The following is a 20,656-nucleotide window of genomic DNA, read 5'->3' as shown; positions in this document are numbered from 1 at the left end:
ATAGCCGAACCTGTTGAGTGTCAAGTCTGGGTGGCTTACGGTGTGTCCATGACCACCGCGACCCCGGCCTCGACTCCGGCAACGGCACCGTCCACTGGTTTGCGCGGCACCCCGGTCGTGCCCGGCGTCGCAGCGGGGCCCGCACTCGTGGTGCGGGGCGAGGTGTCTCCGGAGGCGGTGGCCCGCTTCGGGGACGGGGGCTTCGCCGACGCCGACGCCGCCCTGGCGGCCTACGACGACGCGGTCGCGGCGGTCGCCGACACCTTCGCCCGCAAGGCCGCGCAGGCGACGGGACCCGCCGCCGAGGTCCTCACCGCGAGCGCCGGCCTGGCGCGCGACAAGGGCCTGCGCAGTGCGGTGTCCAAGAACCTCGCCGCCGGCACCCCGCTGGTGGCCTCGGTGGACGCCGCCGTCGAGCAGTTCGTCTCCATCTTCACCAACATGGGCGGCCTGATGGCCGAGCGCGTCACCGATCTCGAGGACATCGAGCGCCGCGTCGTCGCCCACCTCGTCGGCGAGCCGGAGCCCGGGGTGCCCACCCCCGCTGAACCCTCGGTCCTCATCGCCGAGGACCTCGCGCCCAGCGACACCTCCGGCCTCGACCCCGCGCTGATCAGCGCGCTGGTCACCGAGCGCGGTGGCGCCACGAGCCACACCGCGATCATCGCCCGCCAGCTCGGCATCCCGTGCGTGGTCGGCGTCGCCGGCATCACCGCCGTGGAGGCCGGCTCGTTCCTGGTCGTCGACGGCGAGACGGGCACCGTCGAGACCGGTGCCGACCCCGCCGACGCTGCGACCCGGGTCGCGGCCAGTCGCGAGGCCCGCGCGGCGCTGGCCGCCTGGACGGGACCGGCCGAGACGTCCGACGGCACCCCGGTCAAGCTGCTCGCCAACGTGGCCGACGGGCCCAGCGCCGTACACGCCAGTGCGGAGCCGGTGCAGGGCGTCGGTCTCTTCCGCACCGAGCTGTGCTTCCTCAACGCGACGCAGGAGCCCACCGCCGAGGAGCAGGGCGAGATCTACAGCCAGGTGCTCGGCGCCTTCGGCGAGGGGCAGTACGTCGTGGTCCGCACGCTCGACGCGGGGTCGGACAAGCCCATCGCGTTCGCGACGACTCCCGGGGAGGAGAACCCCGCCCTCGGGGTGCGCGGACTGCGGCTGTCGTTCGGCAACCCCGGGCTGATGGACCGCCAGCTCGACGGGATCAAGCTCGCCGTGGAGACGACCGGCACCGACACGTGGGTGATGGCGCCGATGGTGGCGACCGTGGCGGAGGCGGCCGAGTTCGCCGACAAGGTGCGCGCCCGCGGGCTCAAGCCCGGCGTGATGGTGGAGATCCCGAGCGCCGCGCTGCTCGCGCACCGGATGCTCGAGGTCGTCGACTTCCTGTCGATCGGCACCAACGACCTCACGCAGTACACGATGGCCGCCGACCGGATGGCCACCGACCTGGCGCACCTGACCGACCCGTGGCAGCCGGCGGTGCTGCAGCTGATCGCCATCACCGCCGAGGCGGGCAAGCAGGCCGGCAAGCCGGTGGGCGTCTGCGGCGAGGCCGCCGCCGACCCGATGCTCGCCTGCGCGCTCGTCGGCATGGGGATCACGTCCCTGTCGATGGCCGCCCGCGCCGTACGCCCCGTCGGCGCCCAGCTCTCGCGCGTCTCGATGGACACCTGCGAGGCCGCCGCGGAAGCGGCCCTCGGCGCGAGCGACCCGCTGGCCGCGCGCGACGCCGTGCGCGCGCTGCTCGGCCACTGAGAACCCCCACCACCTCACAACGGAGGAAGCATGACGTCAGCGTACGACCGCTACCGCGCGGCCGATCTCGACCTGCCCGAGCAGAGCTGGACCTGGTTCCTGCACGGCGCGGGCGAGGACAACATGGGCAAGGACTCTGCGCCCGAGCTGGCCCCGATCCCGTCACCTGATGCCGACCACATGCTGGTGCGCATCGACAGCGTGGGGCTCTGCTTCTCCGACGTGAAGATCATGCGCCAGGGCGGCAGCCACCCGAAGCTCTACGACCGCGACCTCTCCCAGGACCCCACCCGGCTCGGGCACGAGGTGAGCCTGACGGTGATCGAGGTGGGGGAGAACCTCCAGGACCGCTACCACGCCGGTCAGCGGCTGGCCGTACAGCCGGACATCTACCAGGACGGCAGGAGCACGGCCTACGGCTACACCATCCCGGGCGGGCTCACGCAGTACCACCTCATGGGTGCGGAGATGCTCGAGACCGACGACGGCGCCTGCCTCCTGCCGCTTCCCGACACGATGGGCTACGCCGAGGGCTCCACGCTGGAGCCGTGGGGCTGCGTGATGGCCGCCTACACCCAGCGTCGTCGCCTGGAGCCCAGGGCCGGCGGGACGATGTGGGTCATCGGTCGGCCCGGTGACGAGCGCGTGTACGAGTTCTCGGCCGGGCTCGACGCGCCGGCGACCATCGTGCTGACCGACGTACCCGCCTCGGTGGTCGAGATGGTCGAGCGCACCTCTGCCGCCACGGTGGTGCGCGACGGCATCACCACCGACGACTACCAGGCGTTGGTGGACGAGCTGACCGACGGCGCCGGCTTCGACGACATCGTCGTGCTCGATCCTCGATCGGCAACCACGGTGGGCGCCGTGGCCACGCACATCGCCCGGCGCGGCACCCTCAACCTGGTGGGCGAGACCGCCCTCGACGGCCTGGTGGACACCGACGTGGGCCGTCTGCACTACGACTACACCGCCTACATCGGCGATCGAGGTCCGGACATCGCCGCCTCCTACGGGGAGGCGCGCAACCGCTGCGACCTGCGCTCGCAGGGCACGACCGTCTTCGTGGGCGCCGGCGGTCCGATGGGGCTGATGCACGTCCAGAGGGCCATCCAGCAGCCTGGCGGACCCCGGAAGATCGTGGCCACGGAGGTGAGCGACGAGCGGCTGAAGGCCCTCGAGGACCGTCTGGGCCACCTGGCGCATAAAAACGACTGCGAGCTGATCACCTTCAACTCCCAGACCGCCGACCAGTCGCTCCGCGACTTCGTCATGGGACTCACCGACAACCGGGGTGCCGACGACGTCGTGGTCAGTGTCCCCATCTCCGAGGTGATGGCGGAGGCAGACACATTGATGAACGCCGACGGCATGCTGGTCTTCTTCGCCGGTGTCCCCAACGGCACGCTGGCGCCCCTGAACCTGAGCGCCGTCTACCTGGACAACGCCCAGTACACCGGGACGTCAGGGCTGACCATCCACGACCAGCAGCAGGTGGTGGACCTCGCCAACCAGGGTGACCTCTCCCCGGGATCCATCGTGGGCGCAGTCGGCGGCATGCGCGCGGCCAAGGACGGCCTCCAGGCACTGGTCGACGGTCGCTATTCAGGAAAGGTCCTGATCTTCCCCCAGATCCACGACCTCCCCCTCGTGGGGCTCGACGAGCTGAAGGACACGTTGCCGGACGTCGCCGCGAAGCTCGGAGCCGGCGACACCTGGAACGACGAGGCAGAGCGGGCGCTCTTCGATAGCCAGCTGAACGTCTAGCGGCGCGAACGGGGGTAAAGCCACACCCGATCACCCAGAAAGTCGGCCCGTTTGCTTGGCAACGTGCCCGAATGGGAGTTTACTGACTCTCAGATGTGACTGAGGTCACCCCGATCTGGAGGAAGCGATGTCCACTCAAACTGCCGCCCGCGGCGGCGCCCGGGTCCACGTGCAGAAGTTCGGCACGTTCTTGTCCAACATGGTCATGCCCAACATCGGCGCGTTCATCGCGTGGGGCCTGATCACCGCCCTGTTCATCGAGGTGGGCTGGCTGCCCGAGCTCGGCATCGGTGACTCCGCCGACAGCTGGGTCGCCAAGATCGGCGGCTGGGGCGACTTCGCCGAGGGCGGGATCGTCGGCCCGATGATCACCTACCTGCTGCCGATCCTGATCGGCTACACCGGCGGCAAGATGCTCTACGACACCCGCGGTGGTGTGGTCGGTGCGATCGCCACCATGGGCGTCATCGCCGGCACCGAGATCCCGATGTTCATGGGCGCGATGATCATGGGCCCCCTCGGCGGCTGGACCATGCAGAAGGTCGACTCCCTGTGGGACGGCAAGATCAAGCCCGGCTTCGAGATGCTGGTCAACAACTTCTCCGCCGGCATCTGGGGCATGCTGCTGGCGGTCTTCGGCTTCTTCGGCATGAGCCCGGTCGTGACCTGGATCGCCGACCGGCTCGGGGAGGGTGTCGACTTCCTCGTCAACAACGACCTGCTGCCCCTGACGTCGGTCATCATCGAGCCGGCGAAGGTGCTCTTCCTCAACAACGCCATCAACCACGGCGTGCTGACGCCCCTCGGCACCAACGAGGCGGTCGAGGCAGGCAAGTCGGTGCTCTTCCTGCTCGAGGCCAACCCCGGCCCCGGACTCGGGTTGCTGCTGGCATACACCGTCTTCGGCAAGGGCATGGCCAAGGCCTCCGCGCCCGGCGCCGCGATCATCCACTTCTTCGGCGGCATCCACGAGATCTACTTCCCCTACGTGCTGATGAAGCCCAAGCTCATCCTCGCCACCATCGCGGGCGGCATGACGGGTGTCTTCATCAACGTGCTCTTCGACGTCGGCCTGCGCGCGCCGGCCGCGCCCGGCTCCGTGTTCGCCGTCTACGCGCAGACCGCCAGCGGCAGCTTCTTCGGCGTGACGCTCTCCATGCTCGGCGCTGCCACCGTCTCCTTCCTGGTCGCCGGGTTCCTGCTCAAGACCGACCGTTCGGACGACGAGGGCGACCTGTCGGCGGCCACCGCCGACATGGAGGCCATGAAGGGCAAGAAGTCCTCGGTGTCCTCCCTGCTCACGAGCGGCGCCGCTGCGAGCGGCCCGATCGGCACCATCGTCTTCGCCTGCGACGCCGGCATGGGCTCGTCGGCCATGGGCGCGTCGGTGCTGCGCAAGAAGATCCAGGCAGCGGGGTACGGCGACGTGTCGGTCACCAACCAGTCGATCGCCAACCTCGCCGACACCTACGACGTCGTCGTGACCCACCAGGACCTCACCGACCGGGCGCGTCAGCGCACGGGGACGGCCGTCCACGTCTCGGTCGACAACTTCATGGGAAGTCCGCGCTACGACGAGATCGTCGAGCTGGTGCGGCAGCGGAACGGTGGTGCCGCCGGCGCCACGTCAGGTGAGGTGGCCGACGACGGTGTCGACTCCGACGTGCTGCGTGACGACGCGATCGTGCTCGACGGCACTGCCGCCTCGCGCGACGAGGCGATCACCGAGGCCGGGCAGCTGCTCGTGGCGAGCGGTGCGGTCGAGCCCGCCTACGTCGATGCGATGCACGAGCGGGAGAAGTCGGTGTCGACCCACATGGGCAACCTGCTGGCCATCCCGCACGGCACCAACGAGGCCAAGGGCGCCATCCGCCGTACGGCGATCTCGTTCGTCCGCTATCCCGGCGGCATCGACTGGAACGGCAAGCCCGCCGAGTTCGTGGTCGGCATCGCCGGGGCGGGCAACGACCACCTCGCGCTGCTGCAGAAGCTGGCCGGCGTCTTCGTCGATGCCGAGCAGGTCGAACGGCTGCGCCGGGCGACGTCTGCCGCCGACGTCCGTGCGGTCCTCGGTGGAGTGAAGGTCTGACCCGCCGCTCGGCTCGTCAGGCGGACACGGTCACGGGCACTCCCGTGAGCGCAGCGTTGCCGGAGACGTCGAGGCGCTCGGGGTCGGTCAGGTCGTTGATCGACACCCCGGGCACCTCGGCGGCCTTCTTCATCCCGGGGTTGCGGGCGTGGCCGTAGCCGTGGGGGAGGCTGACGACGCCGGGCATCATGTCGTCGGTCGCGGCGACCTCGACGCGCACCTTGCCCACGCGTGAGGTGACCGTGACGACCGCGCCGTCCTCGAGCGAGCGCTCGGCCAGGTCGGCCGGGTGCATGAGGAGGTGGTGGCGGGCCCTGCCGCGGGTCAGGCGGCCGGCGTTGTGCATCCACGAGTTGTTGTCCTGCTTGTGGCGGCGCCCGATGAGCAGCAGCTCACCCTCGGCAGGCGGCTCGACGGTGGTCAGGCGCTCGAGGTCGGCGAGCACCAACGGCGGCGCCAGGCCCATCCGGTGGTCCCGCGTCTGCAGCCGGTCGGGCAGCAGGTTCGGCCGCAGGGGGCCCAGGTCGACGCCCGAGGGGTTGGCCCGCAGCTTGCGCAGTGTCACCCCGGTTCGACCGCGCGCGAGCAGCAGCCCGACGAGGCGCGTCGGGCTCAGGCCGAGGCGCGCTCGCAGCGTCAGCCGCGCCTTGAGGGAGGGCTTGCGGTCCAGCTTGTCGATCGTGGCCAGCGCGACGTCGCGGTAGATCTGCCAGTCGTGGCGGGCTTCCGGTTCCTTCTCGAACACCGCAGGCGTGAAGCGGGCGGTGTTGCGTACGGCGAAGGTCTGGAAGATCAGGTCGTAGTGGTCGCGCTCCAGTGCCCCCGTCGGCGGCAGGATCACGTCGGCGTGCCGGGTCGTCTCATTGACGTAGATGTCGACGGCCGCCATGAAGTCCAGGCCTGCCAGCGCCTCGTCGAGCCGAGCGCCGTCGGGGGTCGACAGGACGGGGTTGCCCGAGAGGGTCAGCATCGCCCTGACCTGCCCCGCGCCGGGGGTGGTGATCTCCTCGCGGAGCGCGGACACGGGCAGCTCGCCGGCGGTCTCGGGCAGGCCGCGGACACGGGACTGCCAGGCGTTGTGGTGGCCGCGCCCGATCAGGCCGGTGCCGACGGCGTCGATCGCGGGGGAGGAGAACATCGCGCCGCCGACCGAGTCGAGGTTGCCGGTGACGATGTTGAGCAGGTTGACCGCCCACTGGCAGACCGAGCCGAACTCGTGGGTCGAGACGCCGACCCGGCCGTAGGCCACCCCGCCCTCGGCGGTGGCGAGCTCGAGTGCGACGCGCTCGATGTCCGCGGCAGGGACGCCGCTCATCTGCTCCGCCAGGGCGGGGGTGAAGTGCGCGACCGCCGACTCGACCTCGGCCAGCCCGTCGGCGTACGCCGGAGCGAGCGCGAGCCCGTCGGCGAACAGCACGTTCAACATCGCGAGCAGCACCCACGCGTCCGTGCCGGGTCGGATGAAGTGGTGCTCCGTGGCGACCTTGGCGGTCTCGGTGCGCCGTGGATCGAAGACGACCATGTGGCCGCCGCGACGCTTGAGCTCGCGCAGCCGGGTGGGGAAGTCGGGCACGGTCATCAGCGAGCCGTTGGAGGCCATCGGGTTGGCGCCGAAGACGAGGAAGTAGGTGGTGCGGTCGATGTCGGGGATCGGCAGCAGCAGCTGGTGGCCGAACATCAGGTGCGCGAGCAGCTGGTGGGGGAGCTGGTCGACCGAGGTGGCGCTGAAGGTGTTCCTCGTGCGCAGGGCCTTGACCAGGCCGATGCCGTGGGTCATCGAGCCGAGGCTGTGCACGTTGGGGTTGCCGAGGTAGATGCCGAGCGCATCGCGGCCGTGCGCGTTGATGGTCGCGGCCAGCCCGCTCGACACCAGCTCGATCGCCTCGGTCCAGCCGATCTCGTGGAACTCGCCGGTCGCCCGGTCGCGGCGCACGGGTCGGCGCAGCCGGTCCGGGTCGGTGTGGATGTCCGCGATCGCGACGCCCTTCGGGCAGATGTGTCCGCGGGACAGCGGGTCGTCGGGGTTGCCCCTCACCGAGGTGACGGTGCCGTCCTCGATCGTGAGGACGAGACCGCAGATGGCTTCGCAGAGGTTGCAGACGCCGATGCGTTGCTGCGCCGCTTCGTGGGCTGACATCTGCGGATCATCACATGCCGACACGCCCATCGGAACTGTGGTGTCGACGGTAGTGCGCTATCCGCACTACTGTTCACGGCATGGACAACACACAGCTCCTCAAGGGAGTGCTCGACCTGGCGGTGCTCGCCGTGGTCGACGACGAGGACGGCTACGGCTACGACGTCGTCCGCCGCCTCCGGGCGGGCGGCCTCGACGAGGTCGGCGACGCGTCGGTCTACGGCACGCTGCGTCGGTTGTACGCCGCCGGCGCCCTGACCTCCTACGTCGTCCCGTCGGAGAGCGGACCGCACCGGAAGTACTACGGCATCACGCCGTCGGGCCGCGACCAGCTCAAGACCCAGAGCGACGACTGGGCGCACTTCTCCACCACCGTCACCAACCTGCTGCAGGGGGCCTCGGCATGAACGACACGATCCGACTCACGCCCGAGGTCGACGCCTTCGTCGCCGCCGTGCGCGCACGCTTCTCCGACCTCGGTGCCGACGAGCGTGAAGACCTGCTCGACGGGCTGGAGGCCGACATGGCCGACCTCGTCGCCGAGCGTGGCCCCGAGGCCCTCGGTGATCCCGATGCGTACGCCGCCGAGCTCCGTGCGGCGGCAGGGCTGGCGCCCGCCGGCCCTGGTCGCAGGCAGTGGTCGACCACGTCCCCGACGGCCGTGCTCGACGCCGCGAGCACGCACTGGAGCCGCCTCCTGGACAAGATGCCGGCCGACATCGGCTCGGCCGTCCGGGCGGCGCGCCCGGCGTGGTGGGTCTTCCGTGCGTGGCTGGCGGTGATGTGGTTCAACTACACGTTCGCCCGGTGGGCGGCGCGCCCCGACGTCGCGTGGCTGCCGACACCTTCGTGGGGGCTGGGGCTGCTGATCCTCGCGGTGGCATCGATCGTCAGCATCCAGATCGGTCGGGGCAAGATCTGGCCGGGCACGTCGGGACTGCTCGCTCGAGTGGTGCTGCTCGTCCTCAACGTCTTCGCGCTGCTCATCACGTTCGACACGCTCCAGCGGGTCGAGTACTCGATCCAGGACGACATGGTCGAGAGGCTCGGTTACAACGGCCAGCCGACCCCGACCCCGGGGCTCACCTTCAACGGCCAGCCCGTGACCAACGTCTATCCGTTCGACGCGGCCGGCAATCCGCTCGTCGGCGTGCAGCTGGTCGATGACCAAGGGCGACGGCTGAAGATCGATCCTGACTACGCGTACATCGACAACGGCGAGCGAGTTCTTGCGCCGTGGCTCAACGGGCGCACGGAGCTGTACAGCGTGTTCCCGCTCCCGGAGCGGGACTGGGACGACATGGCCTGGGAGGCGGTCGGCGAGCCGACGCTGCAAGCGCCGCCGTTCGCCGTACTTCCGCCGGTGACGCTGGACGGCGTGACCCCGACCGTGACGGCTCCCGTCGAGGCCGAGAAGCGCCGCGAGAAGAAGCGGCGCCCCTGACCGACCGTGTGGATCTGGTGTCACGGGGGTGCAGCAGATCCACACGGTCACCACCCCTGCGGGGGATGTGCGGCGCGCCGAGGTGGTGGACGCTCCGGGGCGGGGCATTCGCCCTCACCATCGCCCGGACAGAAGGAGACACATCATGGGTTACGGACTGGGAGTCTTCCTGCTTGCGATTGGGCTGATCCTCGCCTTCGCGGTGCGGGACATGATCGAGGCAGTCGACCTCACCGTGGTCGGCTACATCCTGTGCCTCGCCGGCATCCTGGTGATCGCGCTCACCGCGATCCAGACCAACACGCGCCGGCGAGCGACCACGACCGCCACCACCACGGACGCCCACGGTCGCCAGGCGACCACCGAGCGGCGTACCGAGACGGACCCGCCTCCGCCGCCGGCGATCTGACGCACGACAGTGAGTGGTCACCCGGGTCCCAGCGTTTTGGGGCCCGGGTGACTGCGTTGTTAGTCTTCTCAGGTTGCCCACCCCGGTGGGAATTGCCGTCTGAACGGCCGCGGATCGAGAGAGCCCCGGACATCCTGTCCCGAGCGCCGCGCAACGAGACACGAGAGGAGCCCCGCATGTCGATCGGTACTGACGCGGAGACCAAGAAGAAGATCATCGCCGAATACGGTCTGACCGAGGGCGACTCCGGTTCGCCCGAGGTGCAGATCGCCCTGGCGAGCTACCGCATCGCTCACCTCACCGAGCACCTCAAGATGCACAAGAAGGACCACCACAGCCGTCGTGGCCTGCTGCTCCTCGTGGGCAAGCGCCGTCGTCTGCTCAACTACCTGCAGAAGACCGAGATCGAGCGCTACCGCTCGATCATCGAGCGCCTCGGTCTCCGACGCTGACGTCGTGAGGAGCGGTTCCCCGGTCGGGGAGCCGCTTCTCAGCATTTCGGCCCCCAGCCGATAGGCTCGGAGCCGAACCAACTCAACTGAACACTCCAGATCCAGGAGCGACCCGCCTCGCCCGGCTCGGTCCTCGGTAGTGGCCTTCAGGTGAACGCACCTGCGGGCCTCGATCGAAGACCGGCACTCACATGAGCGGCGTCGCGGATCGCTCCGCGAAGAGAAAGGGAAACCCTTTGAACGAGGGCCCCATCATTTCCGCCGTCGAGACCGTTCTCGACAATGGCAAGTTCGGCAAGCGCACCATCAAGTTCGAGACCGGCCTGCTGGCCCGTCAGGCCGCCGGCTCCGTCACGGCCTACATCGACGACGAGACCATGCTGCTCTCGGCGACGACCGCCGGCAAGACGCCGAAGGACCACTTCGACTTCTTCCCCCTCACGATCGACGTCGAGGAGCGGATGTACGCCGTGGGCCAGATCCCCGGCTCCTTCTTCCGTTCCGAGGGTCGCCCGGGCGAGGACGCGATCCTCACCTGCCGCCTCATCGACCGGCCGCTGCGCCCGACCTTCAAGAAGGGTCTGCGCAACGAGGTCCAGGTCGTCATCACCGTGATGGCGCTCGACCCCGACATGCCCTACGACGTGCTGGCGATCAACGCCGCGTCGCTGTCGACCCAGCTCTCCGGCCTGCCGTTCTCCGGCCCCGTCGGTGGCGTCCGCGTCGCCCTCATCGAGGGCCAGTGGGTCGCGTTCCCGACCCACTCGCAGCTCGAGGACGCCGTCTTCGACATGGTCGTGGCCGGTCGCGTGACCGAGACCGGTGACGTCGCGATCATGATGGTCGAGGCCGAGGCCACCGAGCGTGTCATCGAGCTCGTCGCGGGCGGCCAGAAGGCCCCCACCGAGGAGGTCGTGGCCAGCGGCCTCGACGCCGCGAAGCCCTTCATCAAGCAGCTCATCGAGGCCCAGGTCGAGCTCGCCAAGGAGTCGGCCAAGCCGGTCCAGGAGTTCCCGATCTTCCTCGACTACGAGGACGACGTCTACGCCGCCGTCGAGGGTGCCGTGTCGGCTCCCACCGCCGAGGCGCTCACGATCGCTGACAAGCTGGAGCGCGAGGCCAAGCTCGACGAGATCAAGGCCGGGCTGCTCGAGTCGCTCGCCGGTCAGTTCGAGGGTCGCGAGAAGGAGATCGGCGCTGCGTTCCGCTCGCTGAACAAGTCCCTCATGCGCCAGCGCGTGCTGCGCGACAAGATCCGCATGGACGGTCGCGGCCTGGCCGACATCCGTCCGCTGCACTCCGAGGTCGGCGTGATCCCGCGCGTCCACGGCTCGGCGCTGTTCGAGCGTGGCGAGACCCAGATCCTGGGCGTCACCACCCTCAACATGCTCAAGCTGGAGCAGCAGCTCGACACGCTCTCCCCGGAGAAGCACCGTCGCTACATGCACAAGTACGTCTTCCCGCCGTTCTCGACGGGCGAGACCGGCCGCGTGGGCTCGCCCAAGCGTCGCGAGGTCGGCCACGGTGCGCTCGCGCGCCGCGCGATCCTGCCCGTGCTGCCGACGCGTGAGGAGTTCCCCTACGCGATCCGCCAGCTCTCCGAGGCCATGGGCTCCAACGGCTCCACCTCGATGGGTTCGGTCTGTGCCTCGACCCTGTCGCTGCTGCAGGCCGGTGTGCCGCTCAAGGCCTCCGTCGCCGGCATCGCGATGGGCCTCATCTCCGACGAGGTCGACGGCAAGACCGAGTACGTCGCGCTGACCGACATCCTCGGCGCCGAGGACGCGTTCGGCGACATGGACTTCAAGGTCGCCGGCACGCGCGAGTTCATCACCGCGCTGCAGCTCGACACCAAGCTCGACGGCATCCCGGCCGAGGTCCTCGCTTCGGCGCTGACCCAGGCCAAGGGCGCCCGTCTGGCGATCCTCGACGTCATGGCCGAGGCCATCGACGCCCCCGAGGAGATGTCGCTCCACGCCCCGCGGATCATCACGATCAAGGTCCCCGTGGACAAGATCGGTGAGGTCATCGGGCCGAAGGGCAAGATCATCAACCAGATCCAGGACGACACGGGCGCGACCCTGTCGATCGAGGACGACGGCACGGTCTACATCGGCGCGACCAACGGCGAGGCTGCCCAGGCCGCCAAGGACGCCGTCAACGCGATCGCCAACCCGACCATGCCCGAGGTCGGCGAGCGCTACCTCGGCACCGTCGTCAAGACGACCAACTTCGGCGCGTTCATCTCGCTGATGCCCGGCAAGGACGGCCTGCTGCACATCAGCAAGCTCCGCTCCCTCGCCGGCGGCAAGCGCGTCGACGCCGTCGAGGACGTCCTGTCGGTCGGTCAGAAGATCCAGGTCGCGATCGGCGAGATCGACGACCGCGGCAAGCTGTCGCTGGTCCCGGTCGTGGAGGAGGGCGCCGAGGCGTCCGAGTCCGACGAGTCCACCGAGGCGACTGACGCCGAGTGACCACCCGCACCACCCGTCCGACCGGTCAGCAGAGCTCCTCTGCTGGCCGGTCGGCCGTTCCCCAGAAGATCGGTTCCACCCGGACGGTCCAGACCGTCAAGGACGCCGACGGCCAGGTGACGTCACGCATCCGCCGTACCGTCCTGCCCGGCGGCCTGCGGGTCGTCACCGAGCAGATGGCCGGTGCGCGCTCCGCGAGCATCGGCGTGTGGGTCAACGTCGGTTCGCGCGACGAGACCCCGGCGCTGCACGGCTGCTCGCACTTCCTCGAGCACCTGCTCTTCAAGGGCACCCGTGAGCGCTCCGCGCTCGACATCTCGGTGGCCCTCGACGCGGTCGGCGGCGAGTTCAACGCCTTCACCGCGAAGGAGTACACCTGCTTCCACGCGCGCGTGCTCGACGACGACCTGCCGCTCGCTGTCGACGTCATCGGCGACATGATCACCAGCTCGCTGATCACCGCTGCCGACGTCGAGGCGGAGCGCGACGTGATCCTCGACGAGATCGCGATGCACGACGACGACCCCGACGACGTCGTCCACAACCTCTTCGCCCACCAGGCCTTCGGCGACTCGCCGCTGGGCCGCCCGATCGCGGGCACGCACGCCTCGATCACCTCGATGACGCGTGAGCAGGTCGTCCGGTTCTTCCGGCGTCACTACCGGCCCGACAACATGGTGGTCGCGGTCGCCGGCAACCTCGACCACGCCAAGGTCGTGAAGGACGTACGCCGCGCATTCGGCCGCCAAGGCTTCCTCGACGGCGACGCGGAGCCCGTCGGGCACCGCAACACCACCAAGGCGCGCGCCGTCTCGCCGGGGGAGTCGCACACCACGCGCCCCTTCGAGCAGGTCAACATCGTCCTCGGGATGAAGGGCCTGACCCGCAGCGACGAGCGCCGCTACGCCCTCGGCATCCTGAACACGGCCCTCGGCGGCGGCACGTCGTCACGGCTCTTCCAGGAGGTCCGCGAGCACCGCGGGCTCGCCTACTCCGTCTACTCCTTCGCCTCCCACCACGCCGACGCGGGCCTGGTCGGGGTCGCGGTCGGTTGCCTGCCCGGCAAGCTCGACGACGTGCTCGCGACCGTCCGCGCCGAGCTCGCCAAGGTGGCGGCCGAGGGCATCACCGCCGAGGAGCTCGATCGTGGCAAGGGCCAGCTCCGCGGCGGGCTCGTGCTCGGGCTGGAGGACTCCGGGTCGCGGATGTCGCGCCTCGGGAAGGCGGAGCTCGTCTACGACGAGTTCCTCTCGATCGACGACGTGATCGCCAAGATCGACGCGGTCACGCTCGAGGAGGTCCGCGACATCGCGGGAGCCCTGTTCGCCCAGCCGGAGGTCCTGGCCATCGTCGGCCCGGCCTGACCCCTCGCGCCCCCTGTTCCCCCGCATATGCGGGGGAGTGTCACCTTCGTGAGTGTTGCAACACCCCAGAACGTTCGATTCCCCCGCAGAGGCGGGGGAATCGAACGTTCCTGACGGTTTCCGCCGGGAGCGGCTCAGCGCCGCCCGATGATCCCGATCACGGCGGGGGCCTTCTGCTCCACGACGGACACCCGGAAGCCGCCGCGCAGGAGGGCCTCGGAGGTCTTCTTGACGATGTTCGGGACGAGCTCGGGGCGGTTGGCCTCGTAGAAGAAGTAGACGGCGCCGCCCGGCACGACGCGCTCGTGCAGCAGGGCGATCTCGTCGTCGCAGCGGCGCACCCAGAAGAGGTTCACGTTGAACGCGAAGACCTTCGTGAGGCGCTTCACCGGGACGCGCAGGGTCGCGAGGTCGATCTGGCGCACGACGAGGCGTCCGCTGTCGACGTACTTCTGGTTGCGGCGCTTGGTGCGGTCCACTCCCGACTCCGAACGGTCGATCGCGAACAGCTTGCCGGTCTCGAGCTTGCCGCAGATCAGCTCGGCTCCAGCACCCGGTCCACAGCCGATCTCGAGGACCTGGTCGTTGGGCTGGATGTCCATGAGCTCCACGGCCCATCGGATGCGCGGCGGGATCGTCTGCACTGGCATGGTCACAGCCTGCCACTTCCTGGTTCACCCGTCAGTCACCGCCACCCAGCGGGCACACATCACAGTAGGTTGAAGCCGTGAGTGAACAGTTCAAGGTCGCAGTCCTGGGTGCCCGCGGCAAGGTCGGAGCGGAGATCTGCCGAGCCGTCGAGGCGGCCCCCGATCTCGCCCTCGTGGCACAGATCGACGCCGGCGACGACATCGCCGAGCTGGTCGCCAGCGGTGCGCAGGCGATCGTGGACTTCACCCACCCCGACGTGGTGATGACCAACCTGGAGTTCTGCGTCGCCCATGGCATCCACGCCGTTGTCGGCACCACCGGTTTCGACGACGAGCGGCTCGCCCAGCTGCGCGGCTGGCTCGAGGTGAGCCCGCAGACCGGCGTCCTGATCGCTCCCAACTTCTCCATCGGCGCGATCTTGATGATGCGCTTCGCCGCCCAGGCGGCGCCCTTCTTCGAGTCCGTCGAGGTCGTCGAGCTGCACCACCCGGACAAGGCCGACGCCCCGAGCGGTACGGCGCGGCGTACCGCCGAGCTCATCGCGCAGGCGCGCCGGGAGGCCGGCAGTGCCCCGATGCCCGACGCGACCTCCACGGGCCTCGACGGGGCTCGCGGGGCGGACGTCGACGGCGTCCGGGTCCACGGCCTGCGCGTCCGCGGGCTGGTGGCCCACCAGGAGGTCATCCTCGGCGGCGTGGGGGAGACCCTGACGATCCGCCACGACTCCCTCGACCGGGCCTCCTTCTCGCCGGGTGTCCTGACGGGCCTGCGCGAGATCGCCGACCACCCGGGTCTCACGGTCGGCCTCGAGCACTTCCTGCCGCTCGGCTGAACGAGTTTCAGCTGATCTCGGACGGTAGGCGGGTAGTTGTCGAATCCTTCGAATCTCGAGATTGGGTAACCACCTGGGCAACCGTGTCAGGCGAGACGGACCAGCGCAGAGACGACCGCTGCGCCGATCACGACCACCAGGAACGGCGCCCGCACGAGCAGGGCCACGACCGCGAATCCGAGACCCGCTGTCCGGGCGTCCACGGTCAGGGCAGGCCCGTCCGACCACACCTGTACGGCGATGAGCGCCGCGAGCAGTGCGACCGGGATGAAGTCGGCGATCCGCTCGACGAGCGGGTTGCTCAACACCCGTTCGGGCAATGAGAGGCCGGCGAGTTTGAGGGCGTAGCAGCCGAGCGCGGCGACGATGATCGCGAGCCACATCAGGGGCGCTCCGAAGGATGAGTCAGGACGCCGGCCAGCAGGGCGACCCCGCCGGCGGCCAGGACGGGCACCCCGGCCGCCGTGAAGGGCACCAGGCCCAGCGCGACGGCGCCGGCGCACACCGCCACGACCTGGTTGCGTCGATCGCTCAGCCGCGGCCACAGGAGGGCGAGGAACGCCGCGCCGACCGCGGCATCGAGCCCGAACGTGCGGGGGTCACCGATCGCCGTACCAGCCAGGGCGCCGAGCAGGGTGGCGGCGTTCCAGAGCACGAAGACGGCCAGCCCGGTGCTCAGGAAGCCCACGCGTGCGGCCGGTGCCGACCCGCGGTTGACCGCCATCGCGGTGGACTCGTCGATGAGGATCTGGGCGGCGGCGACCCGGCGCAGGCCGGAGAACTGGAGGAGCGGCGCCAACCGCAGGCCGTAGAGGGTGTTGCGGGTGCCGAGCAGGATCGCGGTCATGGCGCCACTCAGAGGCGCACCGCCCGCCGCGACCACACCGACGAGCGCGAACTGGGACGCCCCCGTGAAGACGAGCAACGAGAGCGCGCAGGCCTGCAGGACGCTCAGCCCTGCCGTGACCGCGACGGCGCCGAAGGAGATGCCGTAGGTGCCGGTGGCGATCCCGACCGCGATGCCGTCGCGGATCATCCGCGAGCGTTCGGCAGGTGGCAGGGGAGCCGACATCAGCCGATCGCGGTGTGGAGCCGGACCTGCTTGACCGTGGTCGTCCCGGTGCCGTCGAGGTCGAGCTCGCGGTGGGCGCCGTCGGGCGCCCAGCCTGCCTCGGTCAGGAAGCGGCGGTGGTCGTCGTCGGTGGCGATGACCCAGCTCACCGCGCGGGTGAACCGGTCGGCGGCGAGGGTGTCGACGGCCGCCTGGAGCAGGCGCGAGCCGTGGCCCTTGCCGCGCTCGGCGGGGTCGAGGGTGAGCTCGCTGAGCTCGCCGTCGTCGATCGGGTTGGCGTCCGGGTCGGACGTCGGACCGGTGACGGCGAAGCCGGTCACGCGGTTGCGCTCGAGCGCGACCAGCACCCGGTTGCGGGCGTCGTCGGGCTTGCCCAGGGACACCCGCCAGGCCGCCGCGACCGGCTCGGGGTCGGACGGCAGGGCCTCGGCAGGGACCACATCGGCGTACAGCACCTGCCAAGCGCGGACCTGGACGGCGGCGATGGCATCGGCGTCGTCGGCCCAAGCGATGCGCACGGACACGTCGGCGGTCGGGGCGTGGCTCATGGGCCCATCCTCACACCAGGCGTAACGGGGGCTGACCCCGGTTGCCGCCCCAGATGGATGGCTCCGGCCACCGAGAGGGCCAGGCCGGCGACGACGACGCTGGGCCAGCCCCGGAGGCCAGCGCGCTGGCGAGCCCGAGGATCAACCGGAGCTCAGCGGTAGTGCTCGGGCAGCGTCTGCCCGATCTTGACCTTGGCCTTCGGCATCCGCATGAACTTCATCTGCAGCGCACGCATGATCGCGTAGTAGGTCGTGCCCTTGGTGGGCTCGTCGGGGAAGCGTCGCGCGAGCTCACGGCGCAGCCGGAAGCGCATCACGAAGATGTCCAGCGCGACCAGGAGGACGGTGCCGAACAGCACGGTGTTGCCGACGCCGACGAGGTAGGAGTTGCCGGAGTAGCCCAGCAGCAGCGTCACGATGAGCAGCGGCACCATCAGCTCGACGAAGGAGAAGCGCGAGTCGACGAAGTCGCGGATGAAGCTGCGGACCGGGCCCTTGTCCCGGGGGAGCAGGTAGCGCTCGTCCCCGGCCTTCATGCCGGCCCGGATGGTCTTGCTCGACTCGGCGCTGACGCCGCGCTTGGCCATCATCTGCTCGCGCCGGGTGCGCGGCACCTTGGCGCGGGCCTTCGCCGCCGCCTCGGCCTCCTTACGGCTCGGCGTCGGGCGGCCCTTGCCACCCGGCTTGTCCACGACCGGGGTGGTGGAGCTGGTGTCCTGCGACTTGCTTCGACCGAACAACTGAGCCTCATGAGATCGGGTGACGTGAACCTTCAGCCTACCGGCGCCTATCACTGCCTTTGGGTTTGGTCCTAGGGTGAAGGCAGAACCCCGAGGGTGACACAGGAGAGAACATCCCCATGAGTGTGATGAAGCGCTTGAGTCTGATCTTCCGTTCCAAGGCCAACAAGGCGCTCGACCGCGCCGAGGATCCGCGCGAGACCCTTGACTACAGCTACCAGCGCCAGCTGGAGCTGTTGAGCAAAGTACGCCGCGGGGTCGCCGACGTCGCCACGAGCCGCAAGCGCGTGGAGCTGCAGATCAAGCAGCTCGAGACGCAGTCGGCCAAGCTCCAGGGGCAGGCCGAGAAGGCCATCGCTGCCGACCGCGAGGACCTGGCCCGTGAGGCGCTGACCCGCAAGTCGGGGCTCACCACGCAGATCCAGGACCTCCAGGTCCAGCACGCCAACCTCCAGGGCGAGGAGGAGAAGCTCGTCCTCGCCCAGCAGCGCCTGCAGACGAAGGTCGAGTCCTTCCGCACGCGCAAGGAGACGATCAAGGCCAACTACACCGCGGCCGAGGCGCAGACGCGCATCGGCGAGGCGATGTCGGGCATCGGCGAGGAGATGGGCGACGTCGGCCTCGCGATCCAGCGGGCCGAGGACAAGACGGCCCAGATGCAGGCCCGGGCCGGTGCCATCGACGAGCTCATCGCCTCCGGCGCCCTCGACGACGCGTCCTCGCTCAACGCAGGCGACGACATCGCCCGCGAGCTCGACGCCCTGAGCTCCACCTCCGACGTCGAGTCCGAGCTGGCGCGACTCAAGGGGAGCAGCAAGCCACAGGCGATCGAGGCCGGCGACGGCGACATCCTCGCCGACTCCGAGCGGCAGGCGATCGAGCGCGAGATCAGCGAGGGCGGTCCGGCATGATCGTCCGCATCCTCGGTGAGGGCCAGTACGACGTGGCCGACCACGCGCTCGACGCCCTCAACGGCCTCGACCAGCAGATCGAGCTCGCGATCGAGGCGGGCGACGAGGAGATGTTCCGGACCGCCCTGGCCGGGCTGCTGGCGGGTGTGCGCTCCAACGGCACCCACCACGCGCCCGACAGCCTCGACGAGTCCGACCTCATCCTGCCTCCGGGAGACGCCAGCATCGACGAGGTGCGCGAGCTGCTCGGCGATGACGGCCTGATCCCCGGCTGACCTGACCGTGGCGCATTCGCGTTTCATCAAGGACGCCGGTCTGACGGCCCGGATGACCTTGGTCATGTTCCTGCTCGGCGCCTTGTTCGTGGCGCTGATCGTCGCCTTGATGTTCGTGGTCGAGGGCCCGTTCGTCGTCCTGATCGGCCTGGCCGGCATCGGCCTGGTGTTCTGGCAGTGGTGGTCCTCCGACAAGGTCGCCATGAAGGCCATGCGAGCGCGCGAGGTGACTCCCGAGGAGGCCCCCGAGCTGCACGGGATGATCGACCGGCTCTGCGCGTTGGCCGACATGCCCAAGCCGCGCGTCGGCGTCGCCGACATGGACCTGCCCAACGCCTTCGCGACGGGCCGCTCGCCCGACCGGGCCGTGGTGTGCGTGACCACCGGCATCCTGCAGCTCCTCGACGCCGAGGAGCTCGAGGCGGTGCTGGCCCACGAGCTGAGCCACGTCGCCCACCGCGATGTGCTGGTCATGACGTTCGCCTCCTCGGCCGGCATCCTGGCCGGCATGCTGACCAGGGGCGCCCAGTTCACGGGTCTGTCGCGGGGACGCGGCAACAACGGCGGGCTGCCCGCTGTCCTGGTCGCCGTCCTCGTGAGCCTGGTGGTCTACGCCGTCAGCTTCCTGCTGCTCCGCCTGCTCTCGCGCTACCGCGAGCTGTGTGCGGACCGCTCGGGCGCCTACCTCACGATGAAGCCGCAGGCCCTCGCCTCGGCGCTGACCAAGATCTCCGGGGGAGCCGGCGCCATCCCGCAGAAGGACCTGCGCGCCAACAGCGCGGTCAACTCGCTGTTCATCGTCCCGGCCGTCGCCGGCATCTCGATGAAGACCCTCACGGCGACCCACCCCTCCCTCGAGCAGCGCCTCGAGCAGCTGGCCCGGATCCAGGCCGAGCTCGCGCGCCCGATGGGCTGAGGCCGTGCGCTGGGTGGATGCGGTGACCGGGCGCAACAAGCGCGTCACCAACAACCTCGACGCACTGTTCCTGGTCCCGAGCGCGGCGATCACGCTCCAGACCGCGGCCGGCTTCACGCCGACCGGTCAGGGTGCTGTCTGCTACCGATCAGCGACCGGCGCAGCCTTCGCCCAGACGCAGGACGACATGACGGCGCTCATCTCCGACGACCCGGACGCGCCCGCGGTCGAGGTGAGCCGCGACGACTTCGGCTTCACGTGGCTGGTGGTCAACGGCGACCCCGACAACCTGGCCGACCTGTGCACCGACCTGCACGCCGTCAACACCAGCCTGGAGGCGCAGGGCTTCGGGTCCGGCCTGCTCTGCTCGATGGTGACCTTCACCGGCCCGGCCGAGCGACCGGTGGGGCTGGTCTACCTCTTCAAGGGCGGGACCTTCTACGCCTTCGCGCCCACCGGCGCCCACCAGCGCGACAACCTGACCGAGATCAGCGTGCGTGACCACCTCGCGGCCGAGCTGCCGATGGAGCGCGACCTGCAGAAGTGGCTCGCCCTGTGGAATGCGCCCGGGCTGTGAGCACCCCCATGAGCACTCGCGAGGAGCTCGTTGCGTTCGCCGAGCAGGCGGCCCACGACCTGAAGAACACCGTGGCAGCGATCACGATGGCCGTCGAGCTGGCCATCGACGTACTCCCCGAGGGCAGTGACGACGACCTGGCGGGCCTGCTCGAGCGCGTGCAGCGCAACGCGACCAAGCTCGCGTCGAGCCTCCAGGAACTGCCGGCGAAGGCCGCCGACTGGCCGCTCGACTGACCTG

General features: G+C 69.8%; 21 protein-coding genes. 15 read left to right on the top strand and 6 right to left on the bottom strand.

Going from position 1 to position 20,656, the window contains the following annotated elements; translation table 11 throughout:
• Positions 1–48 precede the first annotated feature (48 nt).
• The 3 genes from ptsP to CF8_RS13405 all read left to right on the top strand — a co-directional run bounded on the left by ptsP (position 49) and on the right by CF8_RS13405 (position 5,614).
• Positions 49–1,758, top strand: coding sequence for a phosphoenolpyruvate--protein phosphotransferase (ptsP, locus tag CF8_RS13415; RefSeq protein WP_010833650.1), 1,710 nt, complete (start codon positions 49–51; stop codon positions 1,756–1,758).
• Between the two features lie 30 nt (positions 1,759–1,788).
• Positions 1,789–3,525: an alcohol dehydrogenase catalytic domain-containing protein gene (locus CF8_RS13410; RefSeq protein WP_010833649.1), complete on the top strand. Its 1,737-nt coding sequence runs from the start codon at positions 1,789–1,791 to the stop codon at positions 3,523–3,525.
• A 127-nt stretch (positions 3,526–3,652) separates the two neighbouring features.
• Complete coding sequence (locus tag CF8_RS13405; RefSeq protein ID WP_036491024.1) at positions 3,653–5,614, top strand: PTS mannitol transporter subunit IICBA; 1,962 nt, start codon at positions 3,653–3,655, stop codon at positions 5,612–5,614.
• A gap of 16 nt (positions 5,615–5,630) precedes the next feature.
• On the opposite strand, the gene CF8_RS13400 is transcribed toward CF8_RS13405, so the two are convergent.
• The gene (locus tag CF8_RS13400) at positions 5,631–7,751 is read right to left on the bottom strand and encodes a molybdopterin-dependent oxidoreductase (protein WP_036491021.1); all 2,121 of its coding nucleotides are present in this window, start codon (positions 7,749–7,751) and stop codon (positions 5,631–5,633) included.
• Between the two features lie 80 nt (positions 7,752–7,831).
• Here CF8_RS13400 and CF8_RS13395 point away from each other — a divergent pair, with 80 nt between their 5' ends.
• The 6 genes from CF8_RS13395 to CF8_RS13370 all read left to right on the top strand — a co-directional run bounded on the left by CF8_RS13395 (position 7,832) and on the right by CF8_RS13370 (position 13,894).
• Positions 7,832–8,158: a PadR family transcriptional regulator gene (locus tag CF8_RS13395; RefSeq protein WP_010833646.1), complete on the top strand. Its 327-nt coding sequence runs from the start codon at positions 7,832–7,834 to the stop codon at positions 8,156–8,158.
• Positions 8,155–9,195, top strand: a complete 1,041-nt coding sequence (locus tag CF8_RS13390) for a hypothetical protein (protein ID WP_010833645.1) — start codon at positions 8,155–8,157, stop codon at positions 9,193–9,195. Before CF8_RS13395 ends, CF8_RS13390 begins: the two co-directional genes overlap by 4 nt.
• Before the next feature lie 145 nt (positions 9,196–9,340).
• Entirely contained in the window at positions 9,341–9,604 is a 264-nt protein-coding gene (locus CF8_RS13385; RefSeq protein WP_010833644.1) for a DUF6458 family protein, read from the top strand.
• Positions 9,605–9,780: 176 nt separating this feature from the next.
• Entirely contained in the window at positions 9,781–10,056 is a 276-nt protein-coding gene (gene rpsO / locus CF8_RS13380; RefSeq protein ID WP_010833643.1) for a 30S ribosomal protein S15, read from the top strand.
• 191 nt (positions 10,057–10,247) lie between these two features.
• Complete coding sequence (locus tag CF8_RS13375) at positions 10,248–12,530, top strand: polyribonucleotide nucleotidyltransferase (RefSeq protein ID WP_084622876.1); 2,283 nt, start codon at positions 10,248–10,250, stop codon at positions 12,528–12,530.
• On the top strand, positions 12,527–13,894 hold the full coding sequence (locus CF8_RS13370; protein ID WP_010833641.1) for a M16 family metallopeptidase: 1,368 nt from the start codon (positions 12,527–12,529) through the stop codon (positions 13,892–13,894). Before CF8_RS13375 ends, CF8_RS13370 begins: the two co-directional genes overlap by 4 nt.
• Before the next feature lie 134 nt (positions 13,895–14,028).
• On the opposite strand, the gene CF8_RS13365 is transcribed toward CF8_RS13370, so the two are convergent.
• Positions 14,029–14,544 carry a class I SAM-dependent methyltransferase gene (locus CF8_RS13365; RefSeq protein WP_036493126.1) on the bottom strand — a complete coding sequence of 172 codons (516 nt, stop codon included), beginning with the start codon at positions 14,542–14,544 and terminating at the stop codon, positions 14,029–14,031.
• A 77-nt stretch (positions 14,545–14,621) separates the two neighbouring features.
• Between CF8_RS13365 and dapB the strand changes: the two genes are divergently transcribed.
• The gene (gene dapB / locus CF8_RS13360; RefSeq protein ID WP_010833639.1) at positions 14,622–15,377 is read left to right on the top strand and encodes a 4-hydroxy-tetrahydrodipicolinate reductase; all 756 of its coding nucleotides are present in this window, start codon (positions 14,622–14,624) and stop codon (positions 15,375–15,377) included.
• Between the two features lie 86 nt (positions 15,378–15,463).
• Here the strand turns inward: dapB and CF8_RS13355 are convergent, their stop codons facing one another.
• The 4 genes from CF8_RS13355 to CF8_RS13340 form a co-directional block, all read right to left on the bottom strand.
• Positions 15,464–15,760, bottom strand: coding sequence for an AzlD domain-containing protein (locus CF8_RS13355; RefSeq protein WP_010833638.1), 297 nt, complete (start codon positions 15,758–15,760; stop codon positions 15,464–15,466).
• Positions 15,760–16,449 (bottom strand): AzlC family ABC transporter permease, encoded by a 690-nt coding sequence (locus CF8_RS13350; protein WP_036491018.1) that lies wholly within the window; start codon positions 16,447–16,449, stop codon positions 15,760–15,762. The genes CF8_RS13355 and CF8_RS13350 overlap by 1 nt, the downstream gene beginning before the upstream one ends.
• The gene (locus CF8_RS13345) at positions 16,449–16,997 is read right to left on the bottom strand and encodes a GNAT family N-acetyltransferase (RefSeq protein WP_010833636.1); all 549 of its coding nucleotides are present in this window, start codon (positions 16,995–16,997) and stop codon (positions 16,449–16,451) included. The genes CF8_RS13350 and CF8_RS13345 overlap by 1 nt, the downstream gene beginning before the upstream one ends.
• A 152-nt stretch (positions 16,998–17,149) precedes the next feature.
• Positions 17,150–17,737: a DUF3043 domain-containing protein gene (locus tag CF8_RS13340; RefSeq protein WP_010833635.1), complete on the bottom strand. Its 588-nt coding sequence runs from the start codon at positions 17,735–17,737 to the stop codon at positions 17,150–17,152.
• Positions 17,738–17,856: 119 nt separating this feature from the next.
• Here CF8_RS13340 and CF8_RS13335 point away from each other — a divergent pair, with 119 nt between their 5' ends.
• Genes CF8_RS13335 through CF8_RS13315 form a run of 5 tightly spaced genes read left to right on the top strand, consistent with a single transcriptional unit; the run spans position 17,857 to position 20,652 of the window.
• A complete protein-coding gene (locus tag CF8_RS13335) occupies positions 17,857–18,648 on the top strand; it encodes a PspA/IM30 family protein (protein WP_010833634.1) in 792 nt (263 codons plus the stop codon).
• Entirely contained in the window at positions 18,645–18,923 is a 279-nt protein-coding gene (gene pspAA, locus CF8_RS13330) for a PspA-associated protein PspAA (RefSeq protein WP_010833633.1), read from the top strand. Before CF8_RS13335 ends, pspAA begins: the two co-directional genes overlap by 4 nt.
• Positions 18,924–18,930: 7 nt before the next feature.
• On the top strand, positions 18,931–19,839 hold the full coding sequence (gene htpX, locus CF8_RS13325) for a zinc metalloprotease HtpX (protein WP_010833632.1): 909 nt from the start codon (positions 18,931–18,933) through the stop codon (positions 19,837–19,839).
• A 4-nt stretch (positions 19,840–19,843) separates the two neighbouring features.
• Positions 19,844–20,416, top strand: a complete 573-nt coding sequence (gene pspAB / locus CF8_RS13320) for a PspA-associated protein PspAB (protein ID WP_036491016.1) — start codon at positions 19,844–19,846, stop codon at positions 20,414–20,416.
• Positions 20,417–20,424: 8 nt separating this feature from the next.
• A complete protein-coding gene (locus CF8_RS13315; protein ID WP_010833630.1) occupies positions 20,425–20,652 on the top strand; it encodes a hypothetical protein in 228 nt (75 codons plus the stop codon).
• Positions 20,653–20,656 lie beyond the last annotated feature (4 nt).

It is taken from the genome of Nocardioides sp. CF8 (assembly GCF_000389985.1).
Lineage (GTDB): Bacteria > Actinomycetota > Actinomycetes > Propionibacteriales > Nocardioidaceae > Nocardioides > Nocardioides allogilvus.
This window is presented reverse-complemented; position numbering and strand designations above follow the sequence as displayed.

Bases quoted from the DNA above. Each gene is read 5' to 3' on its own strand.
- CF8_RS13390 (WP_010833645.1), top strand. From the start codon at position 8,155: ATGAACGACACGATCCGACTCACGCCCGAGGTCGACGCCTTCGTCGCC.
- CF8_RS13400 (WP_036491021.1), bottom strand. From the start codon at position 7,751: ATGTCAGCCCACGAAGCGGCGCAGCAACGCATCGGCGTCTGCAACCTC.
- CF8_RS13385 (WP_010833644.1), top strand. From the start codon at position 9,341: ATGGGTTACGGACTGGGAGTCTTCCTGCTTGCGATTGGGCTGATCCTC.
- CF8_RS13365 (WP_036493126.1), bottom strand. From the start codon at position 14,544: ATGCCAGTGCAGACGATCCCGCCGCGCATCCGATGGGCCGTGGAGCTC.
- CF8_RS13405 (WP_036491024.1), top strand. From the start codon at position 3,653: ATGTCCACTCAAACTGCCGCCCGCGGCGGCGCCCGGGTCCACGTGCAG.
- CF8_RS13375 (WP_084622876.1), top strand. From the start codon at position 10,248: ATGAGCGGCGTCGCGGATCGCTCCGCGAAGAGAAAGGGAAACCCTTTG.
- rpsO (WP_010833643.1), top strand. From the start codon at position 9,781: ATGTCGATCGGTACTGACGCGGAGACCAAGAAGAAGATCATCGCCGAA.
- CF8_RS13350 (WP_036491018.1), bottom strand. From the start codon at position 16,449: ATGTCGGCTCCCCTGCCACCTGCCGAACGCTCGCGGATGATCCGCGAC.
- CF8_RS13410 (WP_010833649.1), top strand. From the start codon at position 1,789: ATGACGTCAGCGTACGACCGCTACCGCGCGGCCGATCTCGACCTGCCC.
- CF8_RS13335 (WP_010833634.1), top strand. From the start codon at position 17,857: ATGAGTGTGATGAAGCGCTTGAGTCTGATCTTCCGTTCCAAGGCCAAC.
- CF8_RS13395 (WP_010833646.1), top strand. From the start codon at position 7,832: ATGGACAACACACAGCTCCTCAAGGGAGTGCTCGACCTGGCGGTGCTC.
- CF8_RS13345 (WP_010833636.1), bottom strand. From the start codon at position 16,997: ATGAGCCACGCCCCGACCGCCGACGTGTCCGTGCGCATCGCTTGGGCC.
- CF8_RS13315 (WP_010833630.1), top strand. From the start codon at position 20,425: ATGAGCACTCGCGAGGAGCTCGTTGCGTTCGCCGAGCAGGCGGCCCAC.
- pspAA (WP_010833633.1), top strand. From the start codon at position 18,645: ATGATCGTCCGCATCCTCGGTGAGGGCCAGTACGACGTGGCCGACCAC.
- CF8_RS13355 (WP_010833638.1), bottom strand. From the start codon at position 15,760: ATGTGGCTCGCGATCATCGTCGCCGCGCTCGGCTGCTACGCCCTCAAA.
- ptsP (WP_010833650.1), top strand. From the start codon at position 49: ATGACCACCGCGACCCCGGCCTCGACTCCGGCAACGGCACCGTCCACT.